At 61.8% G+C, this 17916-nt stretch carries 17 protein-coding genes; 7 read left to right on the top strand and 10 right to left on the bottom strand.

Annotation, left to right across the window (positions count from 1 at the left end; genetic code table 11):
- Nucleotides 1-391: 391 nt before the first annotated feature.
- The 6 genes from J4E08_RS18840 to J4E08_RS18815 all read right to left on the bottom strand — a co-directional run bounded on the left by J4E08_RS18840 (nt 392) and on the right by J4E08_RS18815 (nt 5420).
- A complete protein-coding gene (locus J4E08_RS18840; RefSeq protein ID WP_349539800.1) occupies nt 392-799 on the bottom strand; it encodes a c-type cytochrome in 408 nt (135 codons plus the stop codon).
- Nucleotides 800-955: 156 nt separating this feature from the next.
- On the bottom strand, nt 956-1486 hold the full coding sequence (locus tag J4E08_RS18835; protein ID WP_349539799.1) for a tetratricopeptide repeat protein: 531 nt from the start codon (nt 1484-1486) through the stop codon (nt 956-958).
- A 13-nt stretch (nt 1487-1499) separates the two neighbouring features.
- Nucleotides 1500-2291 (bottom strand): lanthanide ABC transporter permease protein PedC, encoded by a 792-nt coding sequence (locus J4E08_RS18830; protein ID WP_349539798.1) that lies wholly within the window; start codon nt 2289-2291, stop codon nt 1500-1502.
- On the bottom strand, nt 2288-2998 hold the full coding sequence (locus J4E08_RS18825; RefSeq protein WP_349539797.1) for a lanthanide ABC transporter ATP-binding protein PedB/LutE: 711 nt from the start codon (nt 2996-2998) through the stop codon (nt 2288-2290). The genes J4E08_RS18830 and J4E08_RS18825 overlap by 4 nt, the downstream gene beginning before the upstream one ends.
- A 200-nt stretch (nt 2999-3198) precedes the next feature.
- The gene (locus J4E08_RS18820) at nt 3199-4161 is read right to left on the bottom strand and encodes a YVTN family beta-propeller repeat protein (protein ID WP_349539796.1); all 963 of its coding nucleotides are present in this window, start codon (nt 4159-4161) and stop codon (nt 3199-3201) included.
- An 83-nt stretch (nt 4162-4244) separates the two neighbouring features.
- On the bottom strand, nt 4245-5420 hold the full coding sequence (locus J4E08_RS18815) for a lanthanide ABC transporter ABC transporter substrate-binding protein PedA1 (protein ID WP_349539795.1): 1176 nt from the start codon (nt 5418-5420) through the stop codon (nt 4245-4247).
- A 166-nt stretch (nt 5421-5586) separates the two neighbouring features.
- Here J4E08_RS18815 and pedF point away from each other — a divergent pair, with 166 nt between their 5' ends.
- The 6 genes from pedF to J4E08_RS18785 all read left to right on the top strand — a co-directional run bounded on the left by pedF (nt 5587) and on the right by J4E08_RS18785 (nt 11690).
- The gene (pedF, locus tag J4E08_RS18810; protein ID WP_349539794.1) at nt 5587-6255 is read left to right on the top strand and encodes a cytochrome c-550 PedF; all 669 of its coding nucleotides are present in this window, start codon (nt 5587-5589) and stop codon (nt 6253-6255) included.
- A 35-nt stretch (nt 6256-6290) separates the two neighbouring features.
- Nucleotides 6291-7223 (top strand): substrate-binding periplasmic protein, encoded by a 933-nt coding sequence (locus J4E08_RS18805; protein ID WP_349539793.1) that lies wholly within the window; start codon nt 6291-6293, stop codon nt 7221-7223.
- Between the two features lie 72 nt (nt 7224-7295).
- Nucleotides 7296-7799, top strand: coding sequence for an SRPBCC family protein (locus J4E08_RS18800; RefSeq protein WP_183968843.1), 504 nt, complete (start codon nt 7296-7298; stop codon nt 7797-7799).
- 73 nt (nt 7800-7872) lie between these two features.
- Nucleotides 7873-8358: a (2Fe-2S)-binding protein gene (locus tag J4E08_RS18795; protein ID WP_183968844.1), complete on the top strand. Its 486-nt coding sequence runs from the start codon at nt 7873-7875 to the stop codon at nt 8356-8358.
- Nucleotides 8359-8433: 75 nt separating this feature from the next.
- Nucleotides 8434-10803: a xanthine dehydrogenase family protein molybdopterin-binding subunit gene (locus J4E08_RS18790; protein ID WP_349539792.1), complete on the top strand. Its 2370-nt coding sequence runs from the start codon at nt 8434-8436 to the stop codon at nt 10801-10803.
- Nucleotides 10804-10898: 95 nt separating this feature from the next.
- On the top strand, nt 10899-11690 hold the full coding sequence (locus J4E08_RS18785; RefSeq protein ID WP_349539791.1) for an FAD binding domain-containing protein: 792 nt from the start codon (nt 10899-10901) through the stop codon (nt 11688-11690).
- 66 nt (nt 11691-11756) lie between these two features.
- On the opposite strand, the gene J4E08_RS18780 is transcribed toward J4E08_RS18785, so the two are convergent.
- The 4 genes from J4E08_RS18780 to hemB all read right to left on the bottom strand — a co-directional run bounded on the left by J4E08_RS18780 (nt 11757) and on the right by hemB (nt 17232).
- Entirely contained in the window at nt 11757-12629 is an 873-nt protein-coding gene (locus J4E08_RS18780) for an FAD:protein FMN transferase (protein ID WP_349539790.1), read from the bottom strand.
- Nucleotides 12626-14746, bottom strand: coding sequence for a 4Fe-4S binding protein (locus J4E08_RS18775; protein ID WP_502949297.1), 2121 nt, complete (start codon nt 14744-14746; stop codon nt 12626-12628). The genes J4E08_RS18780 and J4E08_RS18775 overlap by 4 nt, the downstream gene beginning before the upstream one ends.
- A 695-nt stretch (nt 14747-15441) precedes the next feature.
- Nucleotides 15442-15996: a lipid-binding SYLF domain-containing protein gene (locus tag J4E08_RS18770; protein ID WP_349539787.1), complete on the bottom strand. Its 555-nt coding sequence runs from the start codon at nt 15994-15996 to the stop codon at nt 15442-15444.
- A 237-nt stretch (nt 15997-16233) separates the two neighbouring features.
- Complete coding sequence (hemB, locus tag J4E08_RS18765; RefSeq protein ID WP_349539786.1) at nt 16234-17232, bottom strand: porphobilinogen synthase; 999 nt, start codon at nt 17230-17232, stop codon at nt 16234-16236.
- 127 nt (nt 17233-17359) lie between these two features.
- On the opposite strand from hemB, the gene J4E08_RS18760 reads away from it, so the two are divergent.
- Nucleotides 17360-17881 (top strand): component of SufBCD complex, encoded by a 522-nt coding sequence (locus J4E08_RS18760; RefSeq protein ID WP_349539785.1) that lies wholly within the window; start codon nt 17360-17362, stop codon nt 17879-17881.
- Nucleotides 17882-17916 lie beyond the last annotated feature (35 nt).

Below are 17916 nucleotides of genomic sequence, written 5' to 3'. Positions count from 1 at the left end.
ACGGCCAAAGTCGTACGACCCTTTGGCACTTGACCGAATGCCCGCGGGGGTTTGGCCGCGATTCGAGCCATTCAGTCTGCGCCAAGGGTATGCGGGAGGGATGGGCGTTCTCTTGTCGTGCTTCATAGCGCCCGCTTACATGGGCGCAGGCGCGTCGCAGCACGCGACAGCGCCTTACGCCAAGAAGACATCCGACATCATGATCCGGCACTGGATCAAAGGCTTAACCCCGAAAGCTGCTTTGCACGCCTGAAGAAAAGTCTTGCGTTGGCCGAGAAACGAAAATGTCGAAGTGCTCTGGTCTTCAGTGAAACAACGGCACTTCCGACACATAAATCAAGAGACGCGCACCCCTAACGCGGAGGGACACCGAAGCGCCCCTCCCAGAGATCTACTCTCCATCAATGGCGGTGTTGTCCTGTGGGCTGATCGAGGTCAGATAGGCAAGGATGAAATCCTGCACTGTCCGGTCCTCAATCCCCACATGGCGCATCTTAGTGCCGGGCATGAAGCCGTCATTATCCTCCATCCACGCGCGCAAAGCCGCGGGCGTCCACACGATGCCAGAGGCCTCCAGTGCGATGGAATAGTCATAGTCTGGATAGGCCCCGGCCGCGCGGTTCAACACGTTTTCCAACGGCGGTCCGTAAGAGGGATCGTCGCTGTTCACGGCGTGACAGCGTTTGCATTCACCTTCGAATAACGTCTGCCCGGCGGACACTTTCACCTCTTCAAAGGTATCGGAAAGGGCAGGTCCAGCAAGGACAAGCGCGACGGCGGCAAGAGGGAAGCGGGACATTTCGGGTCTCCTGTGTGATGTCTCGCATCAGCCTAGGAGGGGCGGAACGGCAGGGACTTGATTCACGTCAACAGGGTCTCTTGTGCTTTGGTCGTACGACCCTGCGGGCTTACAGCCATGGACCAACAGATCCGGGAAGGTCGCGCCGTATTTTGCTCAGAACGCCGGTGCGTATTTCCAGTTGTCCGCGTCTGGTGTGACCTCATCCAGATCGTATCCTGCACCTTGCAAACGACGCGCCACTTCCAGACCCTCCGCTGCTGCCGCATCGACGAACGCGCGCCCCTGCACCTCGTCCTGTGCGACGCCATGGCCGCGCATCAGGTTCAAACCGTGGTTGAACTTGCCCACCGGGTCGCCCAGATCCGCTGCCCGCCGGTCCCACTCGGCTGCGGCATCGGGGTTGTAGTCGCCACCCAGACCGTTGTTGTCCATTTGGCTCATCCAGGTCATCGCGCCGGTGTACCCGGCCTCGGCGCAATTCTCGAACAGGGTGCGCGCCGCCGCGTGGCGGCCGGATTTCGTCAGCATGTAGCCAGAGGCGCAGAGCGTCATGGAGGTCTCACCCTCTTCGGCGCGGTCCAGCATGCTGCCCCAGGTCAGCTCTTCGGGGTTGAGCGTGCCAAGCGCGTCCTCCTCGGCCATCACGGCGGTTGGGATCAGCAATGCGGCGATGATGCGATACATGGCGGTTCTCCTTTTAACGACGCTTGCGGATCATACCACGGGCCGGGTCATAGCCCCAAAGCGCCAGTACGGTGAATGCCGCGCCCGCCAGTACCGTCCAGAGAAGAGCCCAGGGCGACAGGCTGACATGCAGCGCGAACCGGATCAGTTCAACCGCATGGGTGAAGGGGTTCAGACGACAGATCCAATACAGGGATTCTGAAGATTCTTGCATCTTCCAAAGGGGATAGAGCGCGGAGCTCAGGAAGAACATTGGGAAGATGACGAAGTTCATGACCCCGGCGAAATTCTCCAACTGCTTGATGAAGCTCGAAATCGCCAGTCCCAGCGCCCCCAGCATGAGCCCGGCCAGGATCAAAGCCGGCAAAACCGTGAGATGCCCAAGCAGTGGATGTTCCACACCGAACAGACGGGCGATGATCAGGAACGCGTAACACTGAAGGATTCCGATGAAGGTCGCCCCGCAAAGCTTTGAAAACAAAAGAAACCATCGAGGCTGTGGCGCGGTCAGGAGCAGTCGCATGGACCCCATCTCCCGGTCGTAGACAAGGCTCAGCGACGTCTGCATCCCGTTGAACAGCAGGATCATGCCGCACAGGCCGGGCACGATGTAGGTCTCGTAGGTGATGTAGGTCTGGTATGGCGGGATGATCGACAGGCCCAGCGCCGCGCGAAACCCCGCAGCAAAGACCAAAAGCCAGATCAGGGGCCGCACCAACGCCGCCAGGAACCGCTCGCGTTGATGGATGAAACGCAGCACTTCGCGCAGTACTATGGCTTTGAAGGCGGGAAACCGGCGGGTCATACGGATGTGCCTGTCTGTTCCAGAAACCAGTCGTTCAATGCTTGCGCACCGGTCAGATCACGGGCCGTCCCAGACGCCCGCAACACGCCTTGGTGCAAGAGCAGCACATCATCGCTTTCGCGCACCTCATCGGTCAAATGGGTCGCCCAAAGCACGGTCAAGCCGTCCTCTGCCAGATCATGAACATGCGCCGTGATGGCCGCACGCGCCTGCGCATCCAGTCCCACGGTCGGTTCATCACACAGTAAAACCTTCGGCTGATGGATCAGCGCACGTGCCAACTCGGTGCGGCGTCGGTGCCCGCCATTCAAGGACCGTGCTTTTTCACCGGCACGGGCGCGGATATCCAGCCGGTCGAGCGCCGCGTCGATGCGCATCGCGGCGTCTTTGCTAGACAATCCGTGCAGCGCGGCAAAGTAGGACAGGTTCTGGCGAATGGTCAGCTCCAGATCCAGAGTAGGCTGCTGGAACACCACCCCCATCACCGCCAAGGCCTCCCGCGGGGCTTTCGCCAGATCATGTCCCGCGATCTCTATCTGTCCATCGCGGGTCGTAAACAACCGGGTCAGCAGAGCAAAAAGCGTCGATTTGCCAGCGCCATTGGGGCCAAGCAACGCGGTAAAGCGTCCCGGCTCGGCGCGAAAGGACACATCTTTCAACGCCTGCTTGGTGTCATAGGAAAACGAAAGGTCAGATACACTTAGCATATCTGAGACCCTGCATCCGAAACCGCTTTGTGCGCAAGCGCGACCCAAGTCTCAATTCCTGACATGGCAATTTTCTGACGTGTCGACACGTCCCAGCGTGGGCCGCCGGGCAAGCAACGCACAGCCTGACCCACCGAACTCCTGTTGTCGCCAATCCCACAGGCATCGCCGGTCGATCGACCAATGCCGGGTGCCCGCCCTCATTCGGTCGGTCTGAAGGCTGCACCCCAGGGAAATCGCCCCACCTTGATGGTTTTCACGGCTTTGCGACCGGCGACATCCACCACTGTCACATCGCCGGACACGCCATTGGTGGTGAACAGCAACGATTTGTCCGCGTTGAAGGCCATATGCCAGACGCGTCGTCCCACCAGGATGTAATCCTCAACCTCGTAAGTCTCGGCATTGACCACGGCCAGGTGGTTCGCCGGCCCAAGCGCAACAAAGGCATGAGTGTCATCCGCGGTCAGTTCAAACCCCACGGGCTGCACTTTGTCGGGGTGCACGCCCTTGATCTTGAACTCCAGCTTTGCCTTTTCGGCCTGCGTCGCCACATCAAACACCGAAATCGTACCGCCGATTTCAGAGCTCACCCAAAGCTCGCTGCCGTCCTTTACGAACTCCGCATGACGTGGGCGCGAATCCACCAGAGTGTTGGCAAACAACTCTTGCGTTACGGTGTCGATCCAATGCGCCATGTTGGTCGTTTCCGACGTGGTGATCGCGATGGCGCCGTCGGGCGACACGGCCATCCCCTCCGGCTCGATCCCCACATTGATTTGCGCGACCACGGTGCGTGTTTGCGTGTCCACAACGGTCGTAATCGCGTCGTCCTCGTTTGCAATGTAAAGGTGACGGTCGTCCGGGTGCAGGGCGAATTGCTCCGGATCTTCACCAGACGGCAGATCGTGCAGGATCTCACCGGTGTCTGGGTCCATCACCTGAACGGAGTCACTGTCAGAGGCGCAGATATAGACCACCGAATAGTCATGGCTGAATATGATGCCACGGGGGCGTTCGCCGGTCTCGTAGGTGTGCGTAACCTCCTGCGTGTCGACATCTATCACGCTGACGGTGTTGTCCTTTTCGTTGGTGACCCAGATTTCATCGGCCTGCACAGGCTGGGCCAGCAAAAGGGCGGCGAGAAGCGGCGTATATTTCATGGTGTGTCCTATGCATAAAACGACGGGATCCGGGCGCGGCCACGGTCCCCAAACGATGTGGGGCGATAAAATGGGGTCTTCGGTTATGTGCCGAAGGCGATGCAGCGGCTTTCGGGCGCGTCGAGGCCAAGGGTGTCCAACTCCGTCTTGGGATGCAGAAAGCCTTCAATCGGTGCATTGGCCACCACCGCGCCACGGTGGGTCAGCGGAATTGTCTGCCGCAATTGGCCGTTCCAGGGGCGAAAGGTCAGGGGCCGCCCCTTGAAGCCTGCTAATTCAAAGCTGTCACCAAGCATGTAGGCGCGCAGCTCCGGGGCGGAGGACGCGCCGGTCCGCGTGACGGCCTCGCCCACGGCGCGCACTGCGGCCCAGGCGGCATAGTCGCGGTCGCGCATCTGGCGCCCGGCCGCGTCCTCGAACCGGCTTTGCAGCTGGGCCGCGCCCCATTGTTCCACCACGGGGGACCACGCCGAGGGACGCAGGCCTTCGCTGCCCGCGACCGGGCGGGGCATCCATGTGTTGTAGGGAATGTACCGGGCAAAGTCGTTCAGTTCGTCGGCCACCACCAGCACATCGTATTTGCCCAACCCCTGGGTGAAAATCGGCACCTCCTGGGACGCATTGCGGCGCAAATCGCCTGAGTCCTCCCAGCTTTGCGTGCGCCGGACGCTTTGTCCAAATTTCGCGGCAGAGTCCCGATAGCTTTGCCCAAGCTCAAGATCACCGGGCTTGGTGCCTTCAATCATCACGATGGCCGTCCAGCGGCGCGCAACAAAGAACTGCATCAGCGCGTCTGTCAGCATCGCGCGGGAGGGCAACGTATGCAGCACGTTGGCGCGACAGGCATCGTCTCGCAACGCGCGTTTCGGCGCAGCCGTGTTGAACAGCAGTGCGTCTTGCGCCTCTGGCAGGTCCGCGGCGGCAAGCACGTCATCAGCAGGCGCATCCAGCACCAAAAGGTCCGTGGTTTTCAGGGCCTCCTGTACGGCGGCGGTGAAATCTCCGCCCACGGCAACGTGCGTGCTTTGGAGCGTCCATGTCTGTCCCATGAAGGAGCCGGTGGTGGCATTGTCTGCAAGGGCAAGCTCGGCACCGGCGCGACCTTCATCCGTGGGAACAGGCTCCAGGTTCGACAGGGTGGGAGGCTGCTCAACCTCCTGTCGCAGGTAATGCAAACGAATGTCTGCGGCCTCGGAAGGCGCGGACATGCCTCCCACGCACAGCACGGCGCAGGCCAACGTTTTGGCGATGGAACGCATGAATAATCCTCCCTCGGTGGCAGGCTAACCATGCGCCGTTAGGCCTCAATACGACCTTCGTCGCGCGGGACGGGGGGCTGCGCGCCACGAAAGTCCAATGGTGGCGTCTGACGCTCTCCGCTTAGGGTCTCGGCAACGCGAACATCCTGAATGGGAGGAGGACAATATGAAGACGTTTACCCTTGGTGCCCTTGTTTTGGCGCTGCCGGTTGTTGCCTTGGCGCATGGTAACGTGGCCCCGCAGGCGGTGGACACCGCAGGCCTGCCCGCCGTGGGCGAAGAGTGGTTGACCGAAAACCCCTATCGTGTCGAGGAAGCGGGTGAGGAGGTCTGGTCCAAAGCGGTTGAGATCGGCTCCTCTGGCTACAACCAGAACTGCGCGCGGTGCCACGGGCTCGAAGTGATCTCTGGCGGCCTCGCCCCCGACCTGCGCTTTCTGGAGGCCGAAGAATACGGCGACGAGTGGTTCATCGAACGGTTCCGCACCGGCTACACGCAGAACGGCACGACCAAGATGCCCGCCTTCGGGGAGCTGCTTGGCCAGGAGGCGGCTTGGGCGATCCGCACCTACATCGAGACGCGTCCCGACGACGACAGCGCTGCTGAATATGCCGACGAGCTGAAGGCCATCCGCGACCAGATCGTGGAAGACGGCACCGCAGATGACGCGACCAAGGAGCGCCTCACCGAGATCGCCGAGAACATCGAGACCATGTCAGGTGCCCCGGTGGCCGACAGCGCGGCCTCGCGCGCGGCGGCCTTGCTCGACGGCACGGAACACGGCGCACAGAAGGCGGCCGAAGCCTTGACCATCGGCCTGTCCGCAGCGCACTGATTGATCTGACAGGTTTCGGGGGAGGAGAGCTGCGGATGATCTCGACAGGTTTCGTGACTTGGCTGGGCCGGGTGGCAAGCGCGTGTTTGCTGGCCGCTCTGGCCGCCTCCCTGCCTGCGGGCACAGCCCGTGCCGCAGATCCGTGCGCCGATTATGTGCCACAGCCGAAACCCCAGAACGCCGGCCGCGATATCGTCGGCCAGGACCTCGACACCATCATGGAGCGTGGCAGCATGACCTTCGCGCTCTATGACGACTATCCGCCCTATTCCTTTCAGGAGGGCGGCACACCCCGCGGCATTGACGTGGACATCGCCCGGCTGATCGCCGGCTACATCGGTGTAAAACCCAGTTTCAAATTCGTTGCGGCTGGGGAAAACCTGGACGCCGATTTGCGCTTCAACATCTGGCAGGGTGGCATCGTCGGTGGGGCCGTCTCCAACGTCATGATGCGCGTGCCTTACGACTCTGCCTTCAAGTGCCGGGTGGAGCAGGTCGTCTTTCCCGGGCAGTACCACGAGGAACAGGTGGCCATCGCCTACCGCGAGGCGGACTATCCTGACGGCGGTCCGGTGCCCGCCTATTTCCGCTTTGACACCGTCGCCGTGGAAAACGACTCCATCGCGGATTTCTACCTGACCAGCTTTGCCGGTGGTCAGACTGCCCAAGGCGTGCGACGCTATCCATCCATGCAACTGGCGATGGAGGCGCTGAACGCGGGGGAGACGATGGCCGCGATGGGTCCGCTGGCGCAACTGGAGTTCTTTGCGGGCGAGGGGGTGGCGATCCACCAGCCGCCGCTTGCTGGGTTGGCCAAATCGAAATGGCCCATCGGGACCGCCGTACACTTTGCCTATCGCGGGCTGTCCTACACCGTGGGCGACGCGGTGACAGAAGCACTAGACGACGGGCGCATCGCAGAAATCTTTGACACCTACGGGCTGACACACATTCCGCCCGAATGGTGAAATCATCCATTGGTCTAATATGACGTCGCGGGCCACACGCCTAGGCTGACGCACAAGAGAGAGGACACACCCATGAAAATGAGCGATTCCCGTATCATCAAGGCCCCGCGCGAGCAGGTCTGGGCGGCAATCCAGGACCCCGAAGTGCTCAAGGCCTGCGTGCCCGGCTGCACCGAGATGTCCGGCTCCCCCGAGGAGGGCTACGAGGCAACCGTCGTCCAGAAGGTCGGCCCGGTGAAGGCCACCTTCAAGGGCCAGGTCGCAATGACCGACATGACCGCCCCCGAAGCCCTGAAGCTGTCCGGTGAGGGCAAGGGCGGCGCGGCGGGCTTTGCCAAGGGCGGCGCGGTCGTGACCCTGGCCGAGGTCGAGGACGGCACAGAGCTGCACTACGATGTCGAAGCCAACGTCGGCGGCAAGCTGGCGCAGCTTGGCTCCCGCATCATCGACGGCTTTGCCAAGAAGATGGCCGATCAGTTCTTTGAGAACTTCCAGAACGCGGTCGAAGGCCCCGGCGACGTGACCGAGGCCGAGCCCGAAGAAAAGAAAAGCTGGCTGAAAAAGATCACCGGCTGACCCCAGATCCGGGCGTCACGCCGCTGTCGCGGGACGCCTTTACCCAGATACGAGATTTCCAGGGAGGGAAACGATGGCAGAAGTAACGATGAAGGTGAACGGCAAGTCCGTCACCAAGTCGGTCAAGGGCAACACCCTGATGACCGAGTTCCTGCGCGACGAGCTGCGGCTGACCGGCACCCACGTGGGCTGTGACACCTCGCAATGCGGCGCCTGCACCATTCATGTGAACGGCAAGCAGGTCAAAGCGTGCACCATGTTCGCGGGTGAATGTGACGGCGCGGAGATCGGCACCATCGAAGGGCAGGCGGCCCCTGACGGCACGCTCAACGCGATCCAGGCTGCGTTCAAGGAATACCACGGGCTGCAATGCGGCTTTTGCACCCCCGGCATGGTGATGGCGGCCTCTTCGCTGCTGAAGGACAACCCCAAGCCCACCGAAGCCGAGGTGCGCCACCACCTCGAAGGCAACATTTGTCGCTGCACCGGCTACCACAACATCGTCCGTGCCATTCTGGCGGCTTCCGGTCAGGACGTGCCCGCAGTCGCAGCCGAGTAAGACTTTCATGACGGGGCGACCCGTCCAAAACATTGCGTAGGGTGGGTTTGTCCCACCATCCAAGGGAGGAATACTATGCCGAAGGATCATGGCATTGGCGCAAGCCCGAAGCGGCGTGAGGACGCCCGCTTCCTGACCGGGGCCGGTCAGTACACCGACGACATCAACATTCACAACCAGGCTTACGTGCACTTCCTGCGCTCGGACGTGGCGCACGGCAAGATCACCAACATCGACACCACCGAGGCGGCAGAGATGCCGGGCGTGGTCCGCATCTTCACCGGCGCGGACTTCGAAGGCATTGGCGGTCTGCCGTGCGGCTGGGAAATCACCGACAAGAACGGTGACCCGATGAAGGAGCCGGCACACCCGGTTCTGGCACAGGGCAAGGTCCGCCACGTGGGGGATCCGATCGCCGCCGTTGTCGCGGACAGCCTGGAGGAGGCGCGCAACGCTGCCGAAGCCATCGTGGTCGACATCGAAGATCTGCCCGCCGTGGTCAACATGAAGGCCGCGCTCACATCCGACTCCTCCCTTGTGCATGACGACCTGAGCGACAACCTCTGCTATGACTGGCAGTTCGGCTCCGACACGGAGGTTGTCGAAAAGGCATTCTCCGAGGCCGCGCATGTCACCACGCTGGAGCTGGTGAACAACCGTCTGATTGCCAACCCGATGGAGCCTCGCGTGGCAGTGGGGGATTATGCCCGCGCCAATGACGAAAGCACGCTTTATACCACCTCGCAGAACCCGCACGTGATCCGGCTGCTGATGGGGGCCTTTGTCCTTGGCATTCCCGAGCACAAGCTGCGCGTTGTGGCCCCCGATGTGGGTGGCGGTTTCGGCACGAAGATCTTCCACTACGCCGAAGAGGCCTTCTGCACCTTCGCCGCACGCCAGATCAACCGCGCTGTCAAATGGACCTCGACACGCTCCGAGGCCTTCATGTCCGATGCGCATGGCCGTGACCACGTGACCAAGATCGAGCTGGCGCTCGACGCGGACAACAACTTCACCGCGTTGCGCACCGATACCTACGCCAACATGGGCGCCTATCTGTCGACCTTTTCGACCTCGGTGCCGACCTGGCTGCATGGCACGCTGATGGCCGGCAACTACCGCACGCCCGCCGTGCAGGTGAACGTGAAGGCCGTCTTCACCAACACCGTGCCGGTGGACGCCTACCGTGGTGCAGGACGCCCCGAGGCGACCTATTCGCTGGAGCGTGTCATCGATAAGGCAGCCCGCGAGCTGGGCGTCGACCCGATCAAGCTGCGCCGTCAGAACTTCATCACCCAGTTCCCCTACGCGACCCCGGTGGCTGTCGAATACGACACCGGCGATTACGTCGCCACGATGGACAAGATGGAAGAGCTGATGGACCTCGGCAACTTCGACGCGCGCCGCAAGGAAAGCGAAGCGAAGGGCAAGCTGCGCGGCCTCGGCATCAACTGCTTCATTGAGGCCTGCGGCATTGCGCCGTCGAACCTCGTGGGTCAGCTTGGCGCGCGCGCCGGTCTGTATGACGCGGCCACGGTCCGTGTGAACGCCACTGGCTCCATCTCCGTGATGGTCGGCGCGCACTCCCACGGGCAGGGCCACGAAACCGTGTTCCCGCAGGTCGTCGCAGAGATGCTCGGCATTGACGACAGCCTGATCGACATCGTGCACGGCGACACCTCGAAGATCCCGTTCGGCATGGGCACGTATGGCTCGCGCTCTCTGGCGGTCTGTGGCTCCGCGATGGTCCGCGCGACCGAGAAGATCATCAACAAGGCCAAGAAGATCGCCGCCCACCTGCTCGAGGCCTCCGAGGCCGACATCGAACTGAAGGATGGTCAGTTCTCGGTCGCAGGAACGGACAAGTCCGTGGCTTGGGGGGATGTGACGCTCGCCGCCTACGTGCCGCACAACTATCCCCTTGAGGACATCGAGCCGGGCCTGGAGGAGACGGCGTTCTACGATCCGGCCAACTTCACCTATCCGGCAGGGGCCTACGCCTGCGAAGTGGAGCTTGACCCCGAAACCGGCGAAGTGAAGATCGAAAAGTTCGTGTCATCCGACGACTTCGGCAATGTCATCAACCCGATGATCGTCGAAGGTCAGGTCCACGGCGGCATCGCTCAGGGCATCGGTCAGGCGCTGCTGGAAAACGCGTCTTACGACGAGAACGGCCAGCTGCTGAGCGCGTCCTACATGGATTACGCAATGCCGCGTGCCGATGACCTGCCGATGATGGCGAACTACGTGGTGGACCACTCCTGCCAGACACCGTGCACGCACAACCCGCTGGGTGTGAAGGGCTGCGGCGAGGCCGGTGCCATCGGCTCCCCGCCGACGGTGGTGAACGCCGTGATCGACGCGCTGCATTCGGGCGGACACAAGGTGGAGCACATCGACATGCCCGTGACGCCGTCGCGTGTCTGGGCTGCCATGCAGGCATAAGTGGAGTGCGCCGGGGGGCTCGCCCCCCGGACCCCAAAGGGTATTTGAACAGCGGAGTTACCAAGAGGTCTGCGCCTGTTCGAGGAGGAAAGAGAATGTATTCATTTGATCTAGTGCGTCCAACATCCATGGAAGATGCGGTCGCGGCGCTGGGGCAGGAGGATGCGCAGCCGTTGTCCGGTGGCCAGACGCTGATCCCGACGCTGAAGCAGCGCCTTGCCATGCCGTCAACGCTTGTGAGCCTCTCGGCCATCGCCGAGCTGAAGGGCGTGTCTGTTGACGGCAACACGTTGACCATCGGCGGCGGCACAACACATGCCGAAGTGGCGGCCGAAGCTGGCGCCTATCCGGGGCTGGCCGCGCTGGCCGGTCAGATCGGTGATCCGGCGGTGCGCAACCGTGGCACCATTGGCGGCTCGCTGGCCAACAACGACCCGTCGGCATGTTATCCGGCGGCGGCTCTTGGGTCTGGTGCGACCATCGTGACCAACACCCGTGAATTCGCTGCTGACGACTATTTCCAAGGCATGTTTGCCACCGCTCTGGATGAGAACGAGATTGTCACCGCGGTGAAATTCCCCATCCCGGAGAAAGCCGCCTACATCAAGTTCCAGCAACCCGCGTCGCGGTTTGCGCTTGTCGGTGTGTTCGTCTCCAAGGGCGCCGACGGCGTGCGTGTGGCCGTGACCGGGGCCTCGAACGACGGCGTGTTCCGCTGGTCCGAGGCCGAGGAGGCGCTGAACGGCAACTTCGCCGCTGACGCGGTTGAGGCACTTTCGGCCCCGTCGGGCGCTGACATGATCTCTGATCTGCATGGTTCGGGCGACTACCGCGCGCATCTGGTGAAGGTGATGACCAAACGCGCCGTGGCCAAAGCCAACGGCTGAGCGCGTCGTTAGCAACGAAAGAAACCCCCGATCCACAGGGTCGGGGGTTTTTGCGTTCGAGCGCCGCTAGAGCGTTCTGAGAGCGCCGTTCGCGTCAATGGTGGTGATGCTGGACAGACCTGCGCGGATCTTGAGCTGTCGCAAGGCGGGGTGATCCATGAACACCGCCGCGGTCGAGAGCGCATCGGCCAATGTTGCGGACGGCCCTTCGAGACTGACAGTGGACCAAAGCGGTTCCTGTCCGCGCGGCCCGAGGATATGCGCCTCTGCTCCAAGTCGCAGCGCACCGGGGCTGGAAGTGGCGCGCGCAGCGTTTTGCAGCGTTACATGCCCCAGCGCGCCGTGCTGCGGATCGTTCAACGTCAGGCGGAACGGCCCCCCAAGGGCGGCTGCTTCGCCTATATCCACCAGTGCCTTGGTGAAGCTGTGCCGGGCCAGATCATCCTTGATCAGGTCTGTCGCGTAGCCTTGGGCGATGCCGTTCAAGGTGAGCGCCTGACCCCGGCCCAGCGTGATGACGTCTGGCGCGATCCGGACACGGTCAAACCCAATCAGGCGCCGGGCCGCTTCGATGTCGGTGCCTCGTGCCAGTGCGTGCCAGAGCGGCTGCACCGTCGGATCGAACAGGCCATTCGTCAGATCGTGGGCCTGCGCGGCCAGTGTCATCAAGGCGTGAAAGTCCGACGATGGGCGGAGCCTGCCTCTTGTGTTCAACTGCACCAGCGCGCTGTCGTCGCGATACAGGCTGAAGGTGGCCTCGATCTGTTCCAGCCGTTTTGGCAGGGCGGTCAAAGCGCGGTCGACCGCGCTGCGCGGGCCGGTCAGGGTCACGGAAGCCTCCGCCCCCAAAGCGCGCCCGCGCCACGTGCCCGCATATGCCCGGACAGGTGCCGTTGCGAAAGCGGCGGTGAGGCACAAAAAGCGGCGTCGTTTCATCATTCTGCGGCGGCCGTCATGTTGGGGTGCCCAGTGGCACGCGGCGCGCGTTTCGTAGCGCGTGCCTTCAGGATCAATGGCACGCACTGCGCGTCGTCATCGTGGATCGTTACGCAGTCAAGGCACTGGAAACACTCGTCATATTGGATCTCTCCGGATTTTCGGATGGCGCCATAATTGCATTTGACCGCACACAGCTGGCAAGGGGTGCCGCACTCTGCCCGCCGGGGTATCCAGCGCCGCAGCCGAAGAAACCCGCCAATCGCCATGAGCGCCCCAAGCGGGCAGGCGTAACGGCAGAATCCCTTGAAGGTGAACAGTCCGAGGCCAAGCCAGAACAACGCGTAGGCGACGTAATACCATTCCCGCACGAAAAACGTGGTAATCGCGGTTTTGAATGGTTCGATTTCGGCGGCCCTGTCCATGTAGGACGGCGCAAAGAGCGTCACCAGAACCAGCCCGGCCAAAGCCACGTATTTCACCCATTTCAGACGTTGATCCCAAGGGCGCGATGGCTCCCACGTCGGCAGGCGCAGCAGCCGACCCAGATGGTGCGCAAATTCTTGCAGCGCTCCAAAGGGGCAAAGCCAGCCGCAAAACAGCCCGCGCCCCCAAAGCACGAACCCCACAAGAACCACGGCCCAGATCAGCAGTGAAAACGGATCATACAGCAGGAAAGCGAAATGCTGTGTGGTCAATGCCGCCTGCATTGTAGCCAGCGGCGTAACAATGGACAGCTGCCCTTGACCCCACCAGCCGATGAAGCCCGTGACAACGGCCAGGATCGTCAGACGGACGGGCGTATAGGCGCGCAGCCCTGCAAGCCTCGATTGGGCAAACAGCAGCGCCGGGATCAGCAGCGCCAGAAACGCCGCAAGCGAGATCACGTCAGGCAGACGGTTGCGGATGGCTTCCTCGAATGGCGACAGCCGCGCGACCTGACTGGGCCGGGTAAAGAACCGGTCGTCCGTGCGGATTTCCGTGCTCAAGGTGACGGATCCAGTTTCGGGTTGGAACATACCATGTTGGCGGACAGCTTTTATTTTCAGCGTCCAGGGGCTTGCCGGATCAAAGCCCAAGCGCCGATCCGTGCGCAGGATCATGGCTGTGCCATCGTGAAGCGCCTCAGGAACGTGATCGGACAGCTCGACAAACAAATCCGCGTCGCGCAAGGCGACTGGAAACCCCGACTGCTCCGCCCCGATCCAATCCGGCGTGGTGTTGCGGACAAAATCAGCCGACACCAGCCCGTGCCGTGCCGTTTCGATCATCAAGACAGGCTCGTCGAAGGTGGAGATCTCCTTGAAACGCGCCAGTTCCTCCAATGTGTCCGCGGACAGCAACGTCTTTGCGATGCTGCCGGGACCAAGGTCCGCCACCCACAGATCCAGATAGGACGCCTCCGGGTCATCCTGGGCGTCTGGATCGTCATCGGCCCAGAGTGTTCCGGCAAACATCGCATCGACCTCGGCGTTGCTGACGCGCAGCCGCGTCACCAGCCCCTGATCGCGCAAATCCTGCCAACTGAGATCTTCGTCGATCTCTGGATTTGGGGCGGCCGGTGGCCCGGCACTGATCCCGCCCATCTTCTCGCGCGCGACCTGAAGTGTCGCCGCAAGGATCGATTCATGCGCAATCCGGACAGAGGCCGTCGCTTTGGTCACACCGTCAAGGTAGACCAGCCCGGTGCCGTCAGAGGACCCGCCGTAAGGCGAGCCGACGACGATATTGTCCGAAATGCTCAGGCCGCCATATTGTTCCATGAAGGCGTGGAACGGCGCTTGCCCCAAACCGGAAACAAAGATCGGCTCGTTGTGATCGAGCAGTTGCACGTCGATGAAGCGACCGTCGAGGTCGAGCACCACCAGCATGTTGATCGGTGCGCCGGAAAAGCCGGGCAGGGCGGCCATCGGTTCGGTTTGAAACACGTAGCCCGCCTGCGCGCCGCCAGAGTTCAACAGCTCAAAGACGCCGTCGTTTGAAATCTGCGCGCCCAGCGACATGGGCGCACGGATGAGCTCTCCCATCTCGGCGTCCGAAATGGTCTTTGCCAACGATAATGATGCGGTGAGCGCGAGCGTGAGACAAAGCCACGCGGTGCGCAAGAAAAACACTCCCATGTCGCGACGTTAGAACCGTAGTTGAAACGCGCAAATCCGACCTTGGTGGGGGGAGGATATCGCAACGAAGCGCGCCACCCTGCTTGGGTGCGCGCTCCGACGGGTGGCGTTACGCCGCTGAGTCTTTCGGCTTCAGAGCAGTGTTGGCCGGTTTGTTGGGGACGACTGTCGGTGCGGCATTGCCGCCTGCAAAAGCTGCCACGGTAGGTCTCCAATCTGTAGTGGTGTTCCCCAGCGCCGATTGGTCGTGCCTGTGGCCGTTCCAATTGCTGGGGCAAGGTCCCCTGTGCGAGGACATGATTGGCATATAGCGCACTAACCGCTTTGTGGAAAGGGGGGCGCTAACGTAAAAACGTAACGTTGTTTAGGTATACGTTTTTGAAAATTCTTGCCGGTAGGATTCAGCTTCTAAGCAGCTGCGGTCTTTCAATAGGGCGCTGTTCGTGTGAAGCGTTAACTTATCTCTTTAAGTTACTGAATTAAATCACATATGAAAACGTTTTAGTCGCTTGGCCTAATGCAACACAAGGTGCGCTAACCCGACACCAACCCGCCGAATGCCAAGACGCTCCAAAATGGCGTCGATACTAAAAAAGGGCGAGCCACCGTGGTAAACGGCGGTTCGCCCTTCAAGCGAAAGTCCTCGGTCACCCCGGCCGCGCGATGCAATCGGGTCCCGGCAGACCACCCTGGTGTCAGGGAATGATGCGGGTGTACTTCACGCCTTCCAGGGTCGCACCGACGCGCAGGCCGGACTGGCCAAAGACCACAGCGATGATCGGGGCAAGCGAAGTTGTCGTCTCTGCCGACAATGTCTCGCCCTTGCCCGGTGTGGCGTACAGGATGTTTGCGCCCGCCGCATAGCCGCCGGACCGTCGGAAGGTTTCCAAAGCGTTGTTTGTCATGAAGAACAGGACGTGGCTATATTGCTGCGCCCCGATTTGCAAACCACCGGACGCCTTGACCATCGAGTAGTAATCGACGGTCGCGCCGCCGATGCGCAGCGCGCCATTTCCGTAGCCGCCGCCGAAACCCAGACCGACTTCGCTGACCAGCGGCATGACCAGCATACCCACCGATTTTCCGGCCAGGGTCTGAGTGCCCGGATAATCCGCGTAAAGTCGTGCCAAGGTCTGGTTCACGCGGGCGTCAATGGTCTGCGGACCGGCTCCACCCACACCATTTGCGCAAGCGGCCGTAAGGGAGGTCGCGCCTAGGCCCAGCAGGGCCTCACGTCGGGTAAATGTCATATCACTGCTCTTTTCTGTCGATCGGTTTTTGTGATCGGGGTTGCCTCGTACGTCCGGCTGTACCGCCGGTTGCCATTTTTATACGCGCAAGAGAAACAGTTGTCACCTTCCCTTGTGGCAAATAGGCAAGTCATCGCGACAGATAGCGATGTTTTCAGGCATGCGGCGCGCGGCTGACGGCGGAAGCGGCGATCGCATAGGCGCACAAGGCACCCCGCCGCCGTTCCCGAAATGCAATCATCCGTTTAGGATCTTGGCCGCTGCCGGCGCAAAATAGGTCAGCATCCCATCACAGCCCGCCCGCTTGAAGCTCATCAGGCTTTCCAGCATGACCTTTTCGCCATCGACCCAGCCGCGCTCTCCCGCGCCTGCGAGCATCGCGTATTCGCCGGACACCTGGTAGGCGAAGGTCGGCGCGCCGAACATCTCCTTGGCCCGGTGACAGATGTCGAGATAAGGCATCCCCGGTTTCACCATCACCATATCCGCGCCTTCGGACAAGTCGCGCGCGATCAGCCGCATCGCTTCGTCAGAGTTGCCGGGATCTTGCTGATAGGTTTTCTTGTCGCCCTGAAGAGCGCCCGACGCGCCAACCGCGTCGCGGAACGGCCCGTAAAAGGCGCTGGCGTATTTCGCCGCATAGGACAGCAACAGCACGTCCTGAAAACCTTCGCTTTCCAATGTGTTACGCAGCGCGCCGATGCGCCCGTCCATCATGTCCGACGGGCCGATGATGTCGGCCCCGGCGCGCGCCTGGCTCAAAGCCTGCTTGGCCAGCGCCTCGACGGTGCGGTCGTTCACGATTACGCCGTTTTCGACAAAGCCGTCGTGGCCGTTGATATTGTAGGGATCTAGCGCAACATCCGTCATCACCGCCATATCGGGAACCGCGTCCTTGATGGCGCGTGTGGCGCGGTTCGACAGGTTGTCGGGGTTCCAGGCCTCGGCGCAGTCCTCGGTCTTTTTCGACGGATCCGTGTAGGGGAACAGGCAGATCGACGGGATCCCCAGCGCGTGCGCTTCCTTGGCCGCCTCGACCACCTTGTCCACTGACAGGCGGTTGACGCCGGGCATGGAGGCGATCGGCTCTGACACGCCTTCGCCGTCACGCACGAACACGGGCCAGATGAAATCCTGTGGCGACAAGGTGGTTTCTGCCACCAGCGCGCGGATGGCCGGGGTGCGGCGCAGGCGGCGCAGGCGGAGCGAAGGGTAGGGTGCCAGGGTCGGTTGCATGGGCGTGCCTCTAAAATCGTTCACCTTTGGGTGGCACGGATTGAAGCGCTTTCACAAGTCCCCCATTGCGCATCCCGGCTTGCCCTTGTCATAAGGCGCAGAGGCAACAATCGAAAAGAGCATTGATTTGGGCTGGTACGGAACTGTCTTCGAAGTGATCGACATGCGGTCCTTCTCCAACCTGTGGTTCTGGATCGTGCTGGCGGTCCTGTGGTCCTCGGTCTCTCACTGGGTGCTGGGGGTGCCCTTCGATATGGTTGCCCGCGCCCGCCGCGACGGAGGCCAGGCAGAGCAGGACCTGGAGGATCTGGTCCGTATCAACTCCAACCGCTTGCTGTTCATCGTCGACGAATCCGGTCTGTTTTTGTCCGGGCTGGTTGCGGCCTTTCTGACCTGCGTTTGCCTGTTGGGGTTCGTCTACAACGTGGAAACCGCTCAGGCGTTGTTTTTGCTGACGTTTCCGATGACGCTTGTGGCGCTATTGACGGTCTACACCTCGCGCTGCGTCCAAGCAGGTGAAAACGCGGGGGAGCCGTTGTGGCGCCGCTTGCGCAATCATCGCCTGGCCACGCAGGTCATCGGGATGATCTCGATCTTCGTCACTGCGCTGTGGGGCATGTTCTACAACCTCTCCACCGGGATCCTGTGATCTGGCAGACGGACGTCTCCTGCGCTTGACGCCGG

This window comes from Sagittula sp. NFXS13 (assembly GCF_040148795.1).
GTDB lineage: Bacteria > Pseudomonadota > Alphaproteobacteria > Rhodobacterales > Rhodobacteraceae > Sagittula > Sagittula marina.
The sequence above is the reverse complement of the archived record's forward strand: the minus strand, read 5'-3'. Positions and strand labels throughout refer to the sequence as shown.